At 64.6% G+C, this 16,209-nt stretch carries 28 protein-coding genes; 1 reads left to right on the forward strand and 27 read right to left on the reverse strand.

Annotated elements, in window-relative coordinates; translation table 11 throughout:
• The first annotated feature begins 151 nt into the window (after positions 1–151).
• A complete protein-coding gene (ogt, locus tag LRA89_RS14290; protein ID WP_329958517.1) occupies positions 152–736 on the forward strand; it encodes a methylated-DNA--[protein]-cysteine S-methyltransferase in 585 nt (194 codons plus the stop codon).
• 139 nt (positions 737–875) lie between these two features.
• Here the strand turns inward: ogt and rplQ are convergent, their stop codons facing one another.
• The 27 genes from rplQ to rpsJ form a co-directional block, all read right to left on the reverse strand.
• Positions 876–1,298 (reverse strand): 50S ribosomal protein L17, encoded by a 423-nt coding sequence (rplQ, locus tag LRA89_RS14295; protein ID WP_055756866.1) that lies wholly within the window; start codon positions 1,296–1,298, stop codon positions 876–878.
• A 227-nt stretch (positions 1,299–1,525) separates the two neighbouring features.
• Entirely contained in the window at positions 1,526–2,590 is a 1,065-nt protein-coding gene (locus LRA89_RS14300) for a DNA-directed RNA polymerase subunit alpha (protein WP_055756869.1), read from the reverse strand.
• A 93-nt stretch (positions 2,591–2,683) separates the two neighbouring features.
• A complete protein-coding gene (gene rpsK, locus LRA89_RS14305) occupies positions 2,684–3,073 on the reverse strand; it encodes a 30S ribosomal protein S11 (RefSeq protein ID WP_055756871.1) in 390 nt (129 codons plus the stop codon).
• A gap of 104 nt (positions 3,074–3,177) precedes the next feature.
• A complete protein-coding gene (gene rpsM / locus LRA89_RS14310; protein ID WP_055756875.1) occupies positions 3,178–3,546 on the reverse strand; it encodes a 30S ribosomal protein S13 in 369 nt (122 codons plus the stop codon).
• Between the two features lie 282 nt (positions 3,547–3,828).
• Complete coding sequence (locus LRA89_RS14315; RefSeq protein WP_056492286.1) at positions 3,829–4,470, reverse strand: adenylate kinase; 642 nt, start codon at positions 4,468–4,470, stop codon at positions 3,829–3,831.
• Positions 4,471–4,498: 28 nt separating this feature from the next.
• The gene (secY, locus tag LRA89_RS14320; RefSeq protein ID WP_055756880.1) at positions 4,499–5,869 is read right to left on the reverse strand and encodes a preprotein translocase subunit SecY; all 1,371 of its coding nucleotides are present in this window, start codon (positions 5,867–5,869) and stop codon (positions 4,499–4,501) included.
• Between the two features lie 168 nt (positions 5,870–6,037).
• A complete protein-coding gene (gene rplO, locus LRA89_RS14325) occupies positions 6,038–6,568 on the reverse strand; it encodes a 50S ribosomal protein L15 (RefSeq protein WP_055756882.1) in 531 nt (176 codons plus the stop codon).
• 97 nt (positions 6,569–6,665) lie between these two features.
• On the reverse strand, positions 6,666–6,842 hold the full coding sequence (gene rpmD / locus LRA89_RS14330) for a 50S ribosomal protein L30 (RefSeq protein ID WP_055756884.1): 177 nt from the start codon (positions 6,840–6,842) through the stop codon (positions 6,666–6,668).
• Positions 6,843–6,848: 6 nt separating this feature from the next.
• A complete protein-coding gene (rpsE, locus tag LRA89_RS14335; RefSeq protein WP_055756886.1) occupies positions 6,849–7,583 on the reverse strand; it encodes a 30S ribosomal protein S5 in 735 nt (244 codons plus the stop codon).
• Positions 7,584–7,586: 3 nt separating this feature from the next.
• A complete protein-coding gene (rplR, locus tag LRA89_RS14340; RefSeq protein WP_230771245.1) occupies positions 7,587–7,943 on the reverse strand; it encodes a 50S ribosomal protein L18 in 357 nt (118 codons plus the stop codon).
• Positions 7,943–8,476: a 50S ribosomal protein L6 gene (gene rplF / locus LRA89_RS14345; RefSeq protein WP_055756890.1), complete on the reverse strand. Its 534-nt coding sequence runs from the start codon at positions 8,474–8,476 to the stop codon at positions 7,943–7,945. Before rplF ends, rplR begins: the two co-directional genes overlap by 1 nt.
• A complete protein-coding gene (rpsH, locus tag LRA89_RS14350; protein WP_033921102.1) occupies positions 8,476–8,871 on the reverse strand; it encodes a 30S ribosomal protein S8 in 396 nt (131 codons plus the stop codon). Before rpsH ends, rplF begins: the two co-directional genes overlap by 1 nt.
• Positions 8,872–8,883: 12 nt before the next feature.
• The gene (gene rpsN / locus LRA89_RS14355) at positions 8,884–9,189 is read right to left on the reverse strand and encodes a 30S ribosomal protein S14 (protein WP_055756896.1); all 306 of its coding nucleotides are present in this window, start codon (positions 9,187–9,189) and stop codon (positions 8,884–8,886) included.
• Between the two features lie 60 nt (positions 9,190–9,249).
• Positions 9,250–9,834: a 50S ribosomal protein L5 gene (gene rplE / locus LRA89_RS14360; RefSeq protein ID WP_055756898.1), complete on the reverse strand. Its 585-nt coding sequence runs from the start codon at positions 9,832–9,834 to the stop codon at positions 9,250–9,252.
• Positions 9,827–10,141, reverse strand: a complete 315-nt coding sequence (gene rplX, locus LRA89_RS14365) for a 50S ribosomal protein L24 (RefSeq protein ID WP_055756900.1) — start codon at positions 10,139–10,141, stop codon at positions 9,827–9,829. The genes rplE and rplX overlap by 8 nt, the downstream gene beginning before the upstream one ends.
• On the reverse strand, positions 10,141–10,509 hold the full coding sequence (gene rplN / locus LRA89_RS14370) for a 50S ribosomal protein L14 (RefSeq protein WP_055756902.1): 369 nt from the start codon (positions 10,507–10,509) through the stop codon (positions 10,141–10,143). The genes rplX and rplN overlap by 1 nt, the downstream gene beginning before the upstream one ends.
• 229 nt (positions 10,510–10,738) lie before the next feature.
• Positions 10,739–11,011, reverse strand: coding sequence for a 30S ribosomal protein S17 (gene rpsQ / locus LRA89_RS14375; protein WP_055756904.1), 273 nt, complete (start codon positions 11,009–11,011; stop codon positions 10,739–10,741).
• Between the two features lie 11 nt (positions 11,012–11,022).
• Complete coding sequence (gene rpmC, locus LRA89_RS14380; protein ID WP_055756906.1) at positions 11,023–11,226, reverse strand: 50S ribosomal protein L29; 204 nt, start codon at positions 11,224–11,226, stop codon at positions 11,023–11,025.
• A gap of 2 nt (positions 11,227–11,228) precedes the next feature.
• A complete protein-coding gene (rplP, locus tag LRA89_RS14385; RefSeq protein WP_055756910.1) occupies positions 11,229–11,660 on the reverse strand; it encodes a 50S ribosomal protein L16 in 432 nt (143 codons plus the stop codon).
• A 12-nt stretch (positions 11,661–11,672) separates the two neighbouring features.
• Positions 11,673–12,383, reverse strand: a complete 711-nt coding sequence (gene rpsC / locus LRA89_RS14390; RefSeq protein WP_055756912.1) for a 30S ribosomal protein S3 — start codon at positions 12,381–12,383, stop codon at positions 11,673–11,675.
• Positions 12,383–12,760, reverse strand: a complete 378-nt coding sequence (gene rplV, locus LRA89_RS14395) for a 50S ribosomal protein L22 (RefSeq protein ID WP_055756913.1) — start codon at positions 12,758–12,760, stop codon at positions 12,383–12,385. Before rplV ends, rpsC begins: the two co-directional genes overlap by 1 nt.
• Positions 12,760–13,038, reverse strand: a complete 279-nt coding sequence (rpsS, locus tag LRA89_RS14400) for a 30S ribosomal protein S19 (RefSeq protein WP_055756915.1) — start codon at positions 13,036–13,038, stop codon at positions 12,760–12,762. The genes rplV and rpsS overlap by 1 nt, the downstream gene beginning before the upstream one ends.
• Positions 13,039–13,042: 4 nt before the next feature.
• Positions 13,043–13,891 (reverse strand): 50S ribosomal protein L2, encoded by an 849-nt coding sequence (gene rplB / locus LRA89_RS14405; RefSeq protein ID WP_055756917.1) that lies wholly within the window; start codon positions 13,889–13,891, stop codon positions 13,043–13,045.
• Position 13,892: 1 nt separating this feature from the next.
• On the reverse strand, positions 13,893–14,207 hold the full coding sequence (locus LRA89_RS14410; protein WP_055756919.1) for a 50S ribosomal protein L23: 315 nt from the start codon (positions 14,205–14,207) through the stop codon (positions 13,893–13,895).
• Positions 14,200–14,826, reverse strand: coding sequence for a 50S ribosomal protein L4 (gene rplD, locus LRA89_RS14415; RefSeq protein WP_055756922.1), 627 nt, complete (start codon positions 14,824–14,826; stop codon positions 14,200–14,202). The genes LRA89_RS14410 and rplD overlap by 8 nt, the downstream gene beginning before the upstream one ends.
• Positions 14,827–14,829: 3 nt before the next feature.
• On the reverse strand, positions 14,830–15,552 hold the full coding sequence (gene rplC / locus LRA89_RS14420) for a 50S ribosomal protein L3 (RefSeq protein ID WP_055757390.1): 723 nt from the start codon (positions 15,550–15,552) through the stop codon (positions 14,830–14,832).
• A gap of 323 nt (positions 15,553–15,875) precedes the next feature.
• Complete coding sequence (gene rpsJ / locus LRA89_RS14425) at positions 15,876–16,184, reverse strand: 30S ribosomal protein S10 (RefSeq protein ID WP_033921125.1); 309 nt, start codon at positions 16,182–16,184, stop codon at positions 15,876–15,878.
• Positions 16,185–16,209: the final 25 nt, after the last annotated feature.

A 16,209-nucleotide genomic window follows, 5' to 3' on the forward strand; every position in this document is an offset into this window, starting at 1 on the left:
CCGCAGGTCCATCGATAACGGCTTGCCCATCTGACCGGCCTCCTGTCGCCGGTGACAGGCTTGAATCAGACTTCAGTCCCCTTGGGAATCCCTCAACGATTCACGCCGTTCGGATTATGCTCTAGCGGGAAACGGACCTGACCGTAGTGCCATGTCCGGATTCCGCTGGCACGGTCGCGGCGTGCCCGGCACGGTGCGCGCCATGATCCAGCCCCTGCCACTGTCCGAACACCGTTTGTCGACTCCGATCGGCGAGGTCGTCCTGCTGACCGATGCCAGCGGAGCGCTGCGCGCGCTCGACTTCGCCGATTATGATGCGCGGATGCGGCGACTGCTCGACCGGCATTACGGGGTGGCGGGTTGGTCGATCGCTCCGGCCGCGGCGACCGGCGCTGCCGTCGATGCGGTGACGGCCTATTTCGCGGGGGATCTGACGGCGATCGATTCGCTGCCGACCGTGACCGGCGGCACCACGTTCCAGCGCGCGGTATGGGCGGCGTTGCGGCGGGTAACGGCGGGCGACATGGTCAGCTATGGCGACATTGCGGCGATGATCGACCGACCGAGTGCGGTGCGCGCGGTGGGCATGGCCAATGGCGCGAACCCGGTCGCGATCGTCGTGCCGTGCCACCGGATCATCGGCCGGTCGGGCGCGCTGACCGGCTATGCCGGCGGCGTAGAGCGCAAGCGGTGGTTGCTGGCGCATGAGCGGCGTGACGGGTTGTTCGGGGGGTGAGTCCTGCCCCGATCGTCACCCCGGACTTGTTCCGGAGTGACGATCGGGATGGCTCGCGGCATCGTCGGATCGACCATAAGGAAAAGGGCGGCCGCACCATCGTGCGACCGCCCTTGTCCGGTTCGATCAGGCTGCCCGATCAGGCGGCTTCGTCGAAATCCTCATCGTTCAGGACCGGGCCCGAATCCTGACCCTTGGCCGACACGTCGCGGTCGACGAACTCGATGATCGCCATTGGCGAGGCGTCCGACGCGCGGATGCCGGCCTTGATGATGCGGGTGTAGCCGCCGTTGCGATCGGCATAACGGGTCGCCAGCACGTCGAACAGCTTCACGAGCTGCGCATCGTCGAGCAGCCGCGCATGCGCCAGACGACGGTTGGACAGGCCACCCTTCTTCGCCAGCGTGATGAGCTTTTCGACGTAGGGGCGCAGTTCCTTCGCCTTGGCGACGGTCGTGGTGATCTGCTCATGCTTGATGAGCGCAGCCGACATGTTGCGGAACAGCGCAATACGATGGGCCGAGGTACGTTGCAGCTTACGGCCGCCGACGCGATGACGCATGGGAAAGTCCTTCGTTCGTTAAGGGGCCGTGTCACGGAACCCCAGAGCAGGTGGCTGTTGGAGGCCGCCACCCGTCGCCTGTCTTCTAGGTGGCGGTTTGGGCCGTCACCGTAGTTCTGCCGGGCGGCCAGCGGCAAAGCCGCTGGCGTCGGTCGGGTTGGCTGAAGGCCACCCGCCGGCCGGGCTGGTTTTGTCTCCGGGGCAGGCTTGCCTGCCCCGGTGCAAAATCAACCCATAATCTCCTGTTCCAGCTTCTTCGCCATTTCCTCGATGTTCTCGGGCGGCCAACCCGGGATGTCCATGCCGAGGCGCAGACCCATCGAGGAGAGCACTTCCTTGATCTCGTTCAAGGACTTGCGGCCGAAGTTCGGCGTACGCAGCATCTCGGCCTCGGTCTTCTGAACCAGATCGCCGATGTAGATGATGTTGTCGTTCTTCAGGCAGTTGGCCGAGCGAACCGACAGTTCGAGCTCGTCGACCTTCTTGAGCAGATAACGGTTGATCTGGGCGGTGTCACCCTGACCTTCGCTCTGCGGTGCAGCGACCTGCGTGCCGGTCGTCGCCGCGCGCGGCAGCGACGAATCGTCGAAGTGGACGAACAGCGCCAACTGATCCTGCAGGATGCGCGCGGCATAGGCGAGCGCGTCCTCCGGGGTCACGGTGCCGTCGGTCTCAATCGTCAGCGTCAGCTTGTCGTAATCGAGTTCCTGCCCAACGCGGGTGTTCTCGACCTTGTAGCTGACCTGACGGACCGGCGAATACAGCGCATCGACGGGGATCAGACCGATCGGCGCATCGGCCGGGCGGTTGCCGGCGGCGGGGACATAGCCCTTGCCCACATCCGCGGTCAGTTCCATGTTCAGCGTCGCGCCATCATCGAGATGGCACAGCACCAGTTCGGGGTTCATCACCTCGATGTCGCCAGTGACGGCGATGTCGCCCGCCTTCACTTCGGCCGGGCCGGTGACGGAGAGTTGCAGGCGCTTGGGGCCTTCGCCCTGCATCCTGAGCGCGACCTGCTTCACGTTGAGCACGATGTCGGTCACGTCCTCGCGGACGCCGGCAAGGCTCGAGAATTCGTGCAGCACATTCTCGATCTTGATCGAGGTGACGGCGGCACCCTGAAGCGACGAGAGCAGCACGCGGCGCAGCGCGTTGCCGAGCGTCAGGCCGAAACCACGCTCCAGCGGCTCCGCGACGAAAGTCGACCGACGCTTGGGATCGCCACCCGGCTTCTTTTCGAGGCCGCTGGGCTTCTTGAGTTCCTGCCAGTTCTTAGCGTTGACGGACACGGGCTTCCCCTAGCTTGGCGGCGCGGAAGGGACGGTTCCGCGCCATGAAAGAACAACCCCGCCGGACGAACCCGGCGGGGGGGCAGGCACGGATCAGACGCGGCGACGCTTCGACGGGCGCACGCCGTTGTGCGGGATCGAGGTCACGTCGCGAATCGACGTGATCTGGAACCCGACGGCCTGCAGCGCGCGGAGCGCCGATTCACGGCCCGAACCCGGACCCTTCACTTCGACCTCGAGGGTGCGCACGCCGTGATCGGCGGCCTTGCGGCCGGCGTCCTCGGCAGCGACCTGGGCTGCGTACGGGGTCGACTTGCGCGAGCCCTTGAAGCCCATCGCACCGGCCGACGACCACGAGATCGCATTGCCCTGCGCGTCGGTGATCGTAATCATGGTGTTGTTGAAGCTGGCGTTCACATGCGCGACGCCGGCGGTGATGTTCTTGCGCTCGCGACGGCGAAGGCGCTGCGGTTCACGTGCCATTTGGTGTGTATCCTGACCTGAATATCATGCTGCGACCGGGAGGCGATCGATCGGCGACCGGCCTCCGGCGGAAAAGAAGGTGAAAACGATCCCGGGGACCGGTTTTACTTCTTCTTCCCGGCGATCGGCTTCGCCTTGCCCTTGCGGGTGCGCGCATTGGTGTGCGTGCGCTGGCCGCGGACCGGCAGGCCCTTGCGGTGACGCAGGCCACGATAGCAGGCGAGATCCATCAGGCGCTTGATGTTCATCGCGGTCTGGCGACGCAGATCGCCTTCCACGGTGTGCGAGGCGTCGATCGCTTCGCGGATCTGGAGCACTTCCTGGTCCGACAGGTCCTGCACGCGACGCTCGGCGGCGATGCCGAGCTGGTCGGTCAGTTGCTTGGCCTTGGCCGGGCCGATGCCGTGGATATACTGCAGCGCGATGATGACGCGCTTGTTGGTCGGGATATTAACACCCGCGATACGTGCCATGAATTAGGTTCTCCCAGCTCCACGGGGCACTGCATGGCAGCGGCACCCCATCTCGTAGCGTTGCTTCTTCCGATACGCGCGATGGCAGCGCGCGCAAACACGCCGCCGCAAATCATCGGTGTCGGAGTAGAGCGCTACTAGAGAGGGGCCGGGCGTGTGTCAACCGCCGAACGGAACCATTTTCGGGACGAGACGTGGGTGATTTGCCACGCGACATCAACCACTTTGCCGCCGGGGCGTAACCCCGGGGGTATTCCCTCCCCGATGCGGGGAGGGAAACCGTCAATTGTCGAGGATCGCCGCGATCTGAGCGGTCACGTCGTCCATCGGCGCCATGCCGTCGACCCGCTGGACGAGGCCGCGCGATTCGTAGAGCGGCAGGATCGGCGCGGTCTTGGCGCGATATTCGACCATGCGGGTACGCACGGTCGCTTCGTTGTCGTCGGGACGGCGCTTGAACTCGGTCGCACCGCACACATCGCACACGCCGTCGACGACGGGCTGCTTGAACGTGTCGTGATAGCCCGCGCCGCAATTGCCACAGGTGAAGCGGCCGACGATACGTTCGACCAGCGCATCCTCGTCGACCAGCAGCTCGATGACATGGGTCAGCTTGCGACCGCGATGTTCGAGCAGCAGGTCAAGCGCGTCGGCCTGCGCAGCGGTGCGCGGATAGCCGTCGAAGATCGCGCCATCGTCGCCCAACTGGTCGAGCCGCTCGCCGATCAGTGCCGAAACGATCGCGTCGGACACCAGCTCGCCTGCGTCCATCACCGCCTTGGCCTGCAACCCCACCGGGCTGCCGGCCTTCACCGCCGCGCGCAGCATGTCACCGGTCGACAGTTGCACCATGCCGCGTGCCTCGAGTCGTGCGGCCTGCGTGCCCTTGCCAGCACCTGGCGGTCCGAGAAGGATAATATCCATAGTGTGCCCCCTTGCGCCCATGGACCGGTCAACCGCGGACGCGGTTGCCGCCCTTCAGCTTCGCCTTCTTGATGAGATCGCCATACTGGTGCGCCAGCAGGTGCGACTGGATCTGCGTGACCGTGTCCATCGTCACGTTGACGACGATGAGCAGGCTGGTGCCGCCGAGATAGAAGGGAATCGACAGCGCCGACACCAGATATTCGGGCAGCAGGCAGATGATGACCAGATACGCCGCGCCGAGCACGGTGATGCGCGTCAGCACGTAATCGAAATAATTCTCGGTATTCTTGCCCGGACGAATGCCGGGAATGAAGCCGCCGTAGCGCTTCAGATTGTCCGCCGTCTCTTCGGGATTGAAGACGATGGCGGTGTAGAAGAACGAGAAGAACACGATGCCGAGGCCGTACAGCGCCATGTAGAGCGGCTGACCATGCGCCAGATACTGGTTGAGCGAGATGATGAAATCGCCCCAGCGGCTCTCGCCCGCCGTCGCTTGCCCTGCGAACTGGGTGATCGTCACCGGCATCAGCAGCAGCGAGGACGCGAAGATCGGCGGAATGACGCCGGCGGTGTTGATCTTGAGCGGCAGGTGGCTGCGATCGGCCTGCACCCCGCGCGCGGTCTGGCGCTTGGGATACTGGATCAGGATGCGGCGCTGCGCGCGCTCCATGAAGCAGATGAACAGGACGAGGCCGGCGACCGCAACGATGATGCCGAGCAGCGTGATCGGGTTCATCGTGCCCGAACGGCTGCCTTCGAACAGTTGCAGCAGCGTGGTCGGCAGATGCGCGACGATGCCGGCCATGATGATGAGGCTGATGCCGTTGCCGATGCCCCGGCTGGTGATCTGTTCACCCAGCCACATCAGGAACATCGTGCCGCCGATCAGCGAGATGACTGCCGCGACGCGAAAGGCGAGGCCCGGTTCGATCACCGCAGCCACGCCCTGCGACGCGCCGAACGCCTCTAGGCCGACCGCGATGGTATAGCCCTGGATCGCGGTCAGCGCGACCGTACCGTAGCGGGTATACTGGTTGAGCTTCTTGCGGCCCGATTCGCCTTCCTTCTTGATGGCGGCGAGTTGCGGCGAGAGCGAGGTCGCGAGCTGCACGACGATCGAGGCGGTGATGTAGGGCATGACGCCCAGCGCCACGACCGACATGCGCGTCAGCGCGCCGCCCGAAAAGGTGTTGAAGAAATCGAGGACGCCGCCCTGCGTCTGATTGGCCAGCAGGCCGAGCTGCGTCGGGTCGATCCCCGGCAGCGGCACATAGCTGAGCAGGCGGAAGATGATGAGCGCGCCGAGCGTGAACCACAGGCGCTTCTTGAGTTCGGTCGCCTTGCCGAACTTCGATAGATTGATGTTGGTCGCAAGACCATCGGCGGCCGATGCCATGGATTTGTCCCGAATGATGCTGGCGGGCCGCAAGCCCACCCCCCGGCGACCATATAGGGGTTGCGGCCGGGATGTCTAAGGGGTGGTTGCCCACCCCCTAGGATACCGCCCGGCCCGGTCGTCGCGCGGCGAACCGTCGCGTTGACCGGGACCGGGCGGGAGCGGGATTCAGGCGTGCGCGGCCTTCTTGGCGGCGAGCGTCTGGCCCTTCTTGGCCTTGGCCTTTTCGGCGGCCGGCACGACGTCGATCACCGACACCGAACCGCCGGCCTTCTCGACCGCCTCGATCGCCGACTTCGACGCACCGGCGACGGTGAAGCTGAGCTTCACGGTCAGTTCACCCTTGGCGAGCAGGCGCACGCCGTCCTTGCCGCCACGGGCAAGGTTGGCAGCCTTGAGCGCCGCATGGTCGAGCGTGGCGCCGGCTTCGATCTTGCCGGCGTCGACCGCCTTCTGGATCGCGCCGAGGTTCACCTCGGCATAGTCCTTGGCGAAGATGTTGTTGAAGCCACGCTTCGGGATCCGCATGTGGAGCGGCATCTGGCCGCCCTCGAACCCGGCGATCGAGACGCCTTCACGGCTCTTCTGGCCCTTCTGGCCGCGACCGGCGGTCTTGCCCTTGCCCGAGCCGATGCCGCGTCCGACGCGCATCTTGCTCTTGCGGGCACCATTGTTGTCGCGGAGTTCGTTGAGTTTCATGAGTTGCACTCGCTTTCGCTATGTTCGCGCTGAAAAAATGAGGAAGGGGGCCGATTAGCCCCCTTCCCCGCATTTGTCACTGGTGAAGGTAAGAGCCTCAGCCCTCGACCGACAGCATGTGCTGCACCTTGCGGATCATGCCGCGCACCTCGGGGGTGTCGGTCAGTTCCACGGTCTTGTGCATCTTGTTGAGGCCGAGACCGATCAGCGTCGCGCGCTGGTCCTTGGTCCGGCGGATCGGCGACCCGGTCTGGGTGATCTTGACGGTTGCCATCGCTCGTTACTCCACGATCGCCGCGGCATCAGCCTCGGCGGTCTGCGATCCACCGCGACCCAGCAGGTCAGCGATCTTCTTGCCGCGACGCTGGGCCACCGCCTTCGGCGACGACTGGTCGTTCAGCGCCTCGAAGGTCGCGCGGATCATGTTGTACGGGTTCGACGTGCCCACCGACTTCGTCACGACATCGGCGACGCCGAGCGATTCGAAGATGGCGCGCATCGGGCCACCCGCGATGATGCCGGTCCCGGCAGGCGCCGAACGCAGCGTCACGCGACCGGCACCGAAGTGGCCGTTGCCGTCATGGTGCAGCGTGCGACCGTCCTTGAGCGGAACGCGGACCATCGCCTTCTTGGCAGCGGCGGTCGCCTTCGAGATGGCTTCGGGCACTTCGCGTGCCTTGCCATGGCCGAAGCCGACGCGACCCTTGCCGTCGCCCACGACGACCAGCGCCGCGAAACCGAAGCGCTTGCCGCCCTTCACCGTCTTGGACACGCGGTTGATGTGGACGAGCTTTTCGATCAGCTCCTCGCCACCATCGTCCTGTCCGCCGCGACGATCGTCGCGACGACCGCCACGATTGCCGTCGCGACCACCGCGACCGCCGCCGCCGCCCGGGCCACCCGGACCGCCACGACCACGGCCACCGCGGGGACCACGGCCCTGCGGCTGCTCGCCACCCGGCGCTGCCGACACGTCGGCGGCGGGGGTTTCGGCCTGATTGTTTTCGTCAGCCATATCTTAGAACTCCAATCCGGCTTCACGGGCGGCCTCGGCCAGCGCCTTGACGCGGCCGTGGAACAGGAAGCCGCCACGGTCGAACACGACCTGCGTCACGCCGGCGGCCTTCGCCGCTTCCGCAACGCGGGTGCCGACGCCCTTGGCGGCATCGACGTTCGCGCCCGAGGTGCCACGCACGTCCTTTTCCAGCGTCGACGCCGAAGCGACGGTGCGACCCGCCGCGTCGTCGATGACCTGGGCATAGATGTGCTTGCCCGAACGATGGATCGAGAGCCGCGCACGGCCGCCCGAACGCGCCTTCAGCGCGGTGCGATTGCGCCGACGGCGCTTCGCGAAGAGAGAGAGACCCTTGGTCATTACTTCTTCTTCCCTTCCTTGCGGAAGATGAACTCGCCGTCGTACTTGATGCCCTTGCCCTTGTACGGCTCGGGCTTACGCCAACGACGGATCTCGGCAGCGATCTGACCGACCTTCTGCTTGTCGATCCCGCTGATTTCGATCGTGGTCTGATCGGGCGTCTTTATCTCGATGCCTTCCGGCACGTCGATGTTGACGTCGTGGCTGTAGCCGAGCTGCAGCTTCAGGTTACGACCCTGTGCCGCGGCGCGATAGCCGACGCCGGTGATGAGCAGCTTCTTGGTGAAGCCGGTCGTGACACCAGTGACCAGATTCTGCACGAGCGTGCGCTGCATGCCCCAGAACGCGCGAGCGCGCTTGGTTTCGTTCGCCGGCTGCACCGAGATGGTGTCGCCTTCAACGGCATAGGCGATGTCGTCGGCCAGCGGCAGCGTGAGCGTGCCCTTGGGACCTTTGACGCTCAGCTCGCGCCCTGCGATGTTGGCGGTGACGCCGGCCGGAACCGGGACTGCCTTCTTACCGATGCGGCTCATCAGAAGACCTCCGCGAGCACTTCGCCACCGACATTCTGTTCGCGCGCTTCGGCGTCGGACAGAACGCCACGCGGCGTCGAGACGATGGTGATGCCAAGGCCGTTGCGGACCTTCGGCAGTTCCTGCGAACCCGAATAGACGCGGCGACCCGGTTTCGAGACGCGCGCGACATGCTTGATCGCGGGCTGGCCCTCGAAATACTTCAGCTCGATGCGGATGCCGGCCGCGGGGCCCATCTGCTCTTCGCTGTAGCCACGGATATAGCCCTCGCGCTGAAGCACGTCGAGGACACGGGCACGCAACTTGCTGGCGGGCGTCAGGACGCTGTCCTTGCGCGCGCGCTGGCCGTTGCGGATGCGGGTGAGCATGTCACCCAGGGGATCGGTCAATGCCATGCTGTAGGTTCCTTACCAGCTCGACTTCGTGACGCCGGGGATCAGGCCCTTGTTGGCCAGTTCCCGCAGCATGACGCGGGCGAGACGGAACTTGCGATAATAGCCGCGGGGACGACCCGTCAGCTCGCAACGGTTGCGGATACGGGTCGGATTCCCGTTGCGGGGAATCTCGGCCATCTTCAGCCGCGCGATCAGACGCTCGGTTTCGTCAAGCGACTGGTCGGCTGCGATCGCCTTCAGCTTCGCATATTTGGGCGCGAATTTCTTGACGAGCGCGCGCCGACGCTCGTTCTTGTTCACGGAACTCAGTTTCGCCATGGACTTAAGCTCTCTCTAGTAAAGCATAGGCCGCTCCCCGGCGAAGGGGAGCGGTTTTGGTTATGCCGCCTTCTTTTCCTCAGCGTCCGCTTCCTGGGGGAAGGGGAAACCGAAGAGACGCAGAAGCTCGCGAGCCTCGTCGTCGGTCTTGGCGGAGGTGGTCACGATCACATCCATGCCGCGCACCTTGTCGATGCGGTCATAGTTGATTTCGGGGAACACGATCTGTTCCTTGATGCCGCAGGCATAGTTGCCGCGGCCGTCGAACGATTTGGGGCTCAGGCCACGGAAATCGCGGACACGGGGCAGCGCGATCGTCAGGAAGCGGTCGAGAAACTCGTACATCCGCTCGCGACGCAGCGTCACCTTGCAACCGATTGCCATGCCTTCGCGCAGCTTGAACTGTGCGATCGACTTCTTGGCTTTCGTCACGACAGGCTTCTGGCCGGCGATCAGCTCCATTTCGGAAGCGGCCTGCTCGACCTTCTTCTTGTCCTGCGTCGCTTCGCCCACACCCATGTTCAGGACGATCTTTTCGATCCGGGGCACTTCGAGCGCGTTCTTGTAACCGAACTTCTCGGTCATCGCCTTGATGATGCGATCGTTATAGATCGACTTCATGCGTGGCGTATACGTATCAGCCATTGATGACCTCCCCGCCCTTTACGGCGACCCGGACCTTCTTGCCGTCACGGATTTCAAAGCGAACGCGGGTCGGCTTGCCGTCGACGACGTGCGCGACCTTGCTGACGTGCAGCGGCGCTTCCGAGCGGACGAGACCGCCCTGCGGCTCCGCCTGCGTCGGCTTCTTGTGACGGACGGCGATGTTGACGCCCGACACGACGACCTTGTCGTCCTTGGGCATCGACAGCACGACCTGACCGGTCTTGCCCTTGTCCTTGCCCGACAGGACGATCACGGTGTCGCCCTTCTTGATCTTTGCGGAAGCCATTACAGCACCTCAGGGGCGAGCGAGATGATCTTCATGAAGCCCTTCGAGCGCAGCTCGCGGACCACCGGGCCAAAGATACGGGTGCCGATCGGCTCCTCGTTCTTGTTGACCAGCACCGCGGCGTTGCCGTCGAAACGGATCACCGAGCCGTCGGCGCGACGGATGTCCTTGGCGGTCCGAACGATGACGGCACGATGCACGTCGCCCTTCTTCACGCGGCCGCGCGGAGCGGCTTCCTTGATGCTGACGACGATAACGTCGCCAACGCCTGCCGTGCGGCGCTTCGAGCCGCCCAGCACCTTGATGCACTGCACCCGCTTGGCGCCGCTGTTGTCAGCGACGTCAAGGTTGGATTGCATCTGGATCATCGATGCGATTCCTTGTCCATGGGGCCGATTCCGACCGGTCCCCGCCTGCTAAAAATGAACCCCGGCAGCGGACTGTTCAAGTCCACGCCGGGGGAGCGGCCCAATAACCGCCCCGTGACGAAAAGGCAAGGCCCGTCCGTCGGCGTTCCTGCGATCCGGGTCTAACCCCGGAATTGCGTGGGGGGGGGGGCGGGAACCCGAAAGTCCCCGCCCCCGCTCACGCGAAGGCTTACGCCTCGGCCGCGACTTCCGAAGGAGTCGCGTGGGTGTTCACCCGCTCGATCACCTTCCAGGTCTTCAGCTTCGAGATCGGCGCGGTCTCTTCGATGCGCACGGTCTCGCCTTCGCGATACTCGTTGCCCTCGTCATGGGCATGGTACTTCTTGGAACGGCGGATGATCTTGCCGTAGAGCGGGTGCTTCACCTTCCGCTCTACCTTGACCACCACCGTCTTGTCGGTCTTGTCCGAGACGATCATCCCGGTCAGCACGCGCTTCGGCATGTCTCTCGTCCTTACTTGTCGGACGAGCGCGAACGCTCGCCCTGCAGCGTCTTGATCCGCGCGATGTCGCGACGGACTTCCTTCACGCGGGTCGGCTTTTCCAGTTGGCTGGTCGCGGCCTGGAAACGGAGGTTGAATGCCTCACGCTTCAGGCTCGACAGTTCCTCGACCAACTGGTCGTCGCTCTTCGTGCGAAGATCGGTTGCCTTCGTCATTCTCAACCCTCCAGGTGCGAGGTGTCGCCCAGACGGGCGACGACCTTGACCGCGATCGGCAGCTTCATCGCGGCGCGTTCGAACGCCTCCGCGGCGAGCGGGCCGGGCACGCCGTCCAGTTCGAACAGGATGCGACCCGGCTTGACGCGGGCGACCCAGAATTCGGGCGAACCCTTGCCCGAGCCCATGCGGACTTCGGCAGGCTTCGACGACACCGGCAGATCCGGGAAGATCCGGATCCAGAGGCGACCCTGGCGCTTGATGTGACGAGTGATCGCGCGGCGAGCCGCTTCGATCTGACGGGCGGTGATCCGCTCGGGCTCCATCGCCTTCAGGCCATACGACCCGAAGTTCAGCGACGTACCGCCCTTGGCATCGCCATGGATGCGGCCCTTGAAGGCCTTGCGGAACTTGGTGCGCTTTGGTTGCAGCATCTCACATCATCCTTAGCGGCGGTGATCGTCGCGCGCGGGGCGCACGCCGGAGGTCTGGGCCTCCATCATCAGCCGGTCCTGCGCCATCGGGTCATGGCCGAGGATCTCACCCTTGAAGATCCAGACCTTGACGCCGCAGACGCCGTACGCGGTGTGCGCTTCGGCCTCGGCATAGTCGAGGTTGGCGCGCAGCGTGTGCAGCGGCACGCGGCCCTCACGATAGCCTTCCGACCGGGCGATTTCCGCACCGCCCAGACGACCGCCGCAAGCGACGCGGATGCCGTCGGCACCCAGACGCATCGCCGACTGCACCGCACGCTTCATGGCGCGGCGGAAGGCGATACGACGCTCGAGCTGATCGGCGATGCCCTGGGCGACGAGCTTGGCGTCGATTTCGGGCTTGCGGATCTCGACGATGTTCAGCGACACGTCGGACGAGGTCATCGAGCCGAGCTTCTTGCGAAGCTTTTCGATGTCGGTGCCCTTCTTGCCGATGATGACGCCGGGACGCGCCGCGAAGATCGAAATGCGGCACAGCTTGGCCGGACGCTCGATCACCACCTTGGAGATCGCTGCCTGCGGCAGCGTCTTCATGATGAACTGGCGGATCCTGAGATCCTCCAGCAGCAGACGGCCATAGTCGGCGCCTTCGGCGTACCAACGGCTGTCCCAGGTGCGGTTGATCTGCAGACGCAGACCGATGGGATTGGATTTGTGACCCATTACGCTTCCTCCACCTCGGACACGACGATGCGCACGCGGCTGAACGGCTTCAGGATACGCGTCGACTTGCCGCGACCACGGGTCGCGAAACGCTTCATCGTGATCGACTTGCCGACCGAGGCTTCCTTGACGACGAGTGCGTCGACGTCGAGGTTGTGGTTGTTTTCCGCATTCGCGATCGCCGAAGCGAGGCACTTGCGGACATCGACCGCCATCGCCTTCTTCGAGAACGCCAGGATGTTCATCGCATCGCCGACGTTCTTGTTGCGGATCAGCGCGGCGACGAGGTTCAGCTTCTGCGCCGAACCGCGAACCTGCGTCGCGACGGCCAGTGCTTCCTTGTCACCGACGCGGCGCGGTGCTGCCTGCTTGCTCATCAGCGCTTGCCCTTCTTGTCGGCGGCATGGCCGGGGAAGAAGCGGGTCGGCGCAAATTCGCCGAGCTTCATGCCCACCATGTCCTCGTTGACCGAAACCGGCACGAACTTGCGGCCATTATAGACGCTGAACGTCAGTCCGACGAACTGCGGCAGGATGGTCGAGCGACGCGACCACGTCTTGATCGGACCGGCGCGGGTGCCGGCGTCCTGCGCGGCTTCCGCCTTCTTCAGCAGGTTGAGGTCCACGAACGGACCCTTCCATACGGAACGAGCCATTCGTTTAGCCCTTCTTCTTCGCGTGACGGCTACGGATAATCATCTTGTCCGTCGCCTTGTTATGCCGCGTGCGCGCGCCCTTGGTCGGCTTGCCCCACGGCGTGACCGGATGACGGCCGCCCGAGGTCCGGCCTTCACCACCGCCGTGCGGATGGTCGACCGGGTTCTTGGCGACGCCGCGCGTTAGCGGGCGGATGCCCTTCCAGCGATTGCGGCCGGCCTTGCCCAGATTCTGGTTCTGGTTGTCGGGGTTCGACACCGCGCCGATCGTTGCCATGCAGGTGGCGTGGATGTAGCGCTGCTCGCCCGAGTTCAGGCGGACGATGACCATGCCCTTGTCACGACCGACGACCTGCACATAGGTGCCGGCCGAACGGGAAATCTGGCCACCCTTGCCCGGCTTCATCTCGACGTTGTGGACGATCGTGCCGACCGGCACCTGGCCCAGTTCCATCGCGTTGCCCGGCTTCACGTCGGTCTTCTTGCCGGCGATCACCTTGTCGCCGACGTTCAGACGCTGCGGCGCGAGGATGTACGCGACGTTGGCCTTGCCCTCGATCTCGCCATAGTTGACGAGCGCGATGAATGCGGTGCGGTTGGGATCATATTCGATCCGTTCCACGGTGCCTTCGACGTCCCACAGGCGACGCTTGAAGTCGATGATGCGATAGCGCTGCTTGTGACCGCCCGCGATGCCGCGCGAGGTCACATGGCCCTTGTTGTTGCGGCCGCCCGACTTGGTCTTGCCTTCGGTCAGCGCCTTGACCGGACGACCCTTGTACAGGGCCGAACGGTCGATCAGGACCAGGCCACGCTGCGACGGCGTGGTCGGATTATATTGCTTGAGTGCCATGTTACTTGGCCCCCTCGGTAATGTCGATCGACTGGCCGTCGGCCAGCGTCACGATCGCCTTCTTGAAGTCCGACCGGGTGTAGGGCGCGCCCTTCCACTTCTTGGTCTTGCCCTTGGTCACGATCGTGTTGACGCCGGTGACGGTGACGTTGAACAGCGCTTCGACCGCTGCCTTGATCTCCGGCTTCGACGCCTTGGTCGCGACCTTGAAGACGACGGCGTTATGCTCGGAGAGCATCGTCGACTTTTCGGTGATGTGCGGCGCGAGGACCACGTCGTAATGACGGATGTCGATCGCCTGCTGCTGCTTAGCCATTGAAACGGGCCTCCAGCTTTTCGATCGCGGCGCGGGTGAGCACCAGCGTGTCGTGCTTCAGGATGTCATAGACGTTGGCGCCACCGGCGGGCAGGACGTTGACCTGCTGCAGGTTGCGGGCGGCCAGCGCGAAGCTGTTCTCGACCGCGTCGCCATCGATGACGAGCGACTTCTTGCCGAAGCCCAGCTTGGCGAGATTGCCGAGCAGGACCTGCGTCTTGCCGTTCTCGACGGTCAGGCCGTCGAGGATGACCAGCGAACCCGCCTTGGCATGGCTCGACAGCGCCATCTTGAGGCCCAGTGCGCGGATTTTCTTGTTCAGGCCGGGATTGAAGTCACGGACGCGGGCGCCGTGTGCCTTACCACCACCGATGAACACCGGAGCGCGACGATCGCCGTGACGGGCGACACCGCCGCCCTTCTGGCGACCCAGCTTCTTGCCCGAACGCGCGACGTCGGCGCGCTCGCGGGTGCCGCGGGCAGTGCCACGACGCTTTTCGAGCTGCCACGTCACGACCCGGTGCAGGATGTCCGCACGCGGATCGAGGCCGAACACCTCGTCGTTGAGCTCGATGTCACCGCTTTCGACGGCGTCGAGGGTCTGTACCTTGACCTTCATGGATCAGCCCTCCTGGCCGTCGGCGGCCGCTGCCGGCGCCTCGTTGCTGTTCGCGGTCTTGAGCCCTGCGGGATACGGCGCGTCGGCATGGCGCGCGACCTTCACCGCGTCCTTGACCGTCAGCCAGGTGCCCTTGTGGCCCGGAACCGAACCCTTGATGAAGATCAGACCACGCTCGGCGTCGGTCGACACGACTTCAAGATTCTGCTGCGTGCGGTTGCGGTCGCCCATGTGGCCGGCCATCTTCTTGTTCTTGAAGACCTTGCCCGGATCCTGACGCTGACCGGTCGAACCGTGCGAACGGTGCGACACCGACACGCCGTGCGTCGCGCGCAGACCGCCGAAGTTCCACCGCTTCATCGCGCCTGCAAAGCCCTTGCCCTGCGTACGGCCCGATACGTCAACGAGCTGACCCGCGACATAGTGATCGGCACCGATGGTGGCACCCACGTCAAGCAGCGCGTCTTCCGCCACGCGGAATTCAACCACGCGCGCCTTCGGGGTCACTTCGGCCTTGCCGAAATGGCCACGCTGCGGCTTGGCGACATTCTTCGCCTTGGCGACACCGGCGCCGAGCTGCACCGCGACGTAGCCGTCCCGATCCAGTTCACGACGGGCGACGACCTGCACGTCTTCCAGTTGCAGCACGGTGACGGGCACGTGGCGCCCATCATCCTTGAACAACCGGGTCATACCCATTTTCTTCGCGATCACACCAGTACGCATGACCATCTCCTCCAACAGAGGCTCGTCTTGACGACGAGCTTGCCTAACGAAAAAGGCTCCGGTGCGCGGTCGCCCGCCTCCGAAGCCCCAGCCCCTGCGAAAACCATGCCCCCGCCAGGGCCAGACATCGCGGATCGTTCCCGGGGGAATGTCACGCGCGATAGCGGGGACTCGGTCAACGGCTTTTGTCCTTGCGGACGACCTGCCGTTCGGTATCCCGTTGGTGCTTTCCCTGCCTCGACCGCAGCGGGTTCTGACGCGAACCGGCGGGAAGCGAAAGCGCGACGCAGGGCGGAATCACCCTACGTCGCGGAAAGCCGGCATTACGCCAGCTTGATCTCTACGTCCACCCCTGCCGCGAGGTCGAGCTTCATCAGCGCGTCGACGGTCTGCGGGGTCGGCTGCACGATGTCGAGCAGACGCTTGTAGGTGCGGGTTTCAAACTGCTCACGCGACTTCTTGTCGATGTGCGGGCCGCGATTGACCGTGAACTTGTCGATGTGCGTGGGCAGCGGAATGGGTCCACGGATCAGGGCGCCGGTGCGACGCGCGGTATCGGCAATATCGCCGGCCGCCTGGTCGAGCACGCGATGGTCGAACGCCTTAAGGCGAATACGGATATTGTTGTCCATGGTCCTACCGATGCGAAAGAGCGGG

The organism is Sphingomonas sp. Leaf4 (assembly GCF_920939515.1).
Lineage (GTDB): Bacteria > Pseudomonadota > Alphaproteobacteria > Sphingomonadales > Sphingomonadaceae > Sphingomonas.

Excerpts from the sequence above, each read along its gene's own strand:
- ogt (WP_329958517.1), top strand. The coding sequence starts at position 152 with ATGTCCGGATTCCGCTGGCACGGTCGCGGCGTGCCCGGCACGGTGCGC.
- rplQ (WP_055756866.1), bottom strand. The coding sequence starts at position 1,298 with ATGCGTCATCGCGTCGGCGGCCGTAAGCTGCAACGTACCTCGGCCCAT.
- rpsK (WP_055756871.1), bottom strand. The coding sequence starts at position 3,073 with ATGGCACGTGAACCGCAGCGCCTTCGCCGTCGCGAGCGCAAGAACATC.
- rpsM (WP_055756875.1), bottom strand. The coding sequence starts at position 3,546 with ATGGCACGTATCGCGGGTGTTAATATCCCGACCAACAAGCGCGTCATC.
- LRA89_RS14315 (WP_056492286.1), bottom strand. The coding sequence starts at position 4,470 with ATGGATATTATCCTTCTCGGACCGCCAGGTGCTGGCAAGGGCACGCAG.
- secY (WP_055756880.1), bottom strand. The coding sequence starts at position 5,869 with ATGGCATCGGCCGCCGATGGTCTTGCGACCAACATCAATCTATCGAAG.
- rplO (WP_055756882.1), bottom strand. The coding sequence starts at position 6,568 with ATGAAACTCAACGAACTCCGCGACAACAATGGTGCCCGCAAGAGCAAG.
- rpmD (WP_055756884.1), bottom strand. The coding sequence starts at position 6,842 with ATGGCAACCGTCAAGATCACCCAGACCGGGTCGCCGATCCGCCGGACC.
- rpsE (WP_055756886.1), bottom strand. The coding sequence starts at position 7,583 with ATGGCTGACGAAAACAATCAGGCCGAAACCCCCGCCGCCGACGTGTCG.
- rplR (WP_230771245.1), bottom strand. The coding sequence starts at position 7,943 with ATGACCAAGGGTCTCTCTCTCTTCGCGAAGCGCCGTCGGCGCAATCGC.
- rplF (WP_055756890.1), bottom strand. The coding sequence starts at position 8,476 with ATGAGCCGCATCGGTAAGAAGGCAGTCCCGGTTCCGGCCGGCGTCACC.
- rpsH (WP_033921102.1), bottom strand. The coding sequence starts at position 8,871 with ATGGCATTGACCGATCCCCTGGGTGACATGCTCACCCGCATCCGCAAC.
- rpsN (WP_055756896.1), bottom strand. The coding sequence starts at position 9,189 with ATGGCGAAACTGAGTTCCGTGAACAAGAACGAGCGTCGGCGCGCGCTC.
- rplE (WP_055756898.1), bottom strand. The coding sequence starts at position 9,834 with ATGGCTGATACGTATACGCCACGCATGAAGTCGATCTATAACGATCGC.
- rplX (WP_055756900.1), bottom strand. The coding sequence starts at position 10,141 with ATGGCTTCCGCAAAGATCAAGAAGGGCGACACCGTGATCGTCCTGTCG.
- rplN (WP_055756902.1), bottom strand. The coding sequence starts at position 10,509 with ATGATCCAGATGCAATCCAACCTTGACGTCGCTGACAACAGCGGCGCC.
- rpsQ (WP_055756904.1), bottom strand. The coding sequence starts at position 11,011 with ATGCCGAAGCGCGTGCTGACCGGGATGATCGTCTCGGACAAGACCGAC.
- rpmC (WP_055756906.1), bottom strand. The coding sequence starts at position 11,226 with ATGACGAAGGCAACCGATCTTCGCACGAAGAGCGACGACCAGTTGGTC.
- rplP (WP_055756910.1), bottom strand. The coding sequence starts at position 11,660 with ATGCTGCAACCAAAGCGCACCAAGTTCCGCAAGGCCTTCAAGGGCCGC.
- rpsC (WP_055756912.1), bottom strand. The coding sequence starts at position 12,383 with ATGGGTCACAAATCCAATCCCATCGGTCTGCGTCTGCAGATCAACCGC.
- rplV (WP_055756913.1), bottom strand. The coding sequence starts at position 12,760 with ATGAGCAAGCAGGCAGCACCGCGCCGCGTCGGTGACAAGGAAGCACTG.
- rpsS (WP_055756915.1), bottom strand. The coding sequence starts at position 13,038 with ATGGCTCGTTCCGTATGGAAGGGTCCGTTCGTGGACCTCAACCTGCTG.
- rplB (WP_055756917.1), bottom strand. The coding sequence starts at position 13,891 with ATGGCACTCAAGCAATATAATCCGACCACGCCGTCGCAGCGTGGCCTG.
- LRA89_RS14410 (WP_055756919.1), bottom strand. The coding sequence starts at position 14,207 with ATGGCTAAGCAGCAGCAGGCGATCGACATCCGTCATTACGACGTGGTC.
- rplD (WP_055756922.1), bottom strand. The coding sequence starts at position 14,826 with ATGAAGGTCAAGGTACAGACCCTCGACGCCGTCGAAAGCGGTGACATC.
- rplC (WP_055757390.1), bottom strand. The coding sequence starts at position 15,552 with ATGCGTACTGGTGTGATCGCGAAGAAAATGGGTATGACCCGGTTGTTC.
- rpsJ (WP_033921125.1), bottom strand. The coding sequence starts at position 16,184 with ATGGACAACAATATCCGTATTCGCCTTAAGGCGTTCGACCATCGCGTG.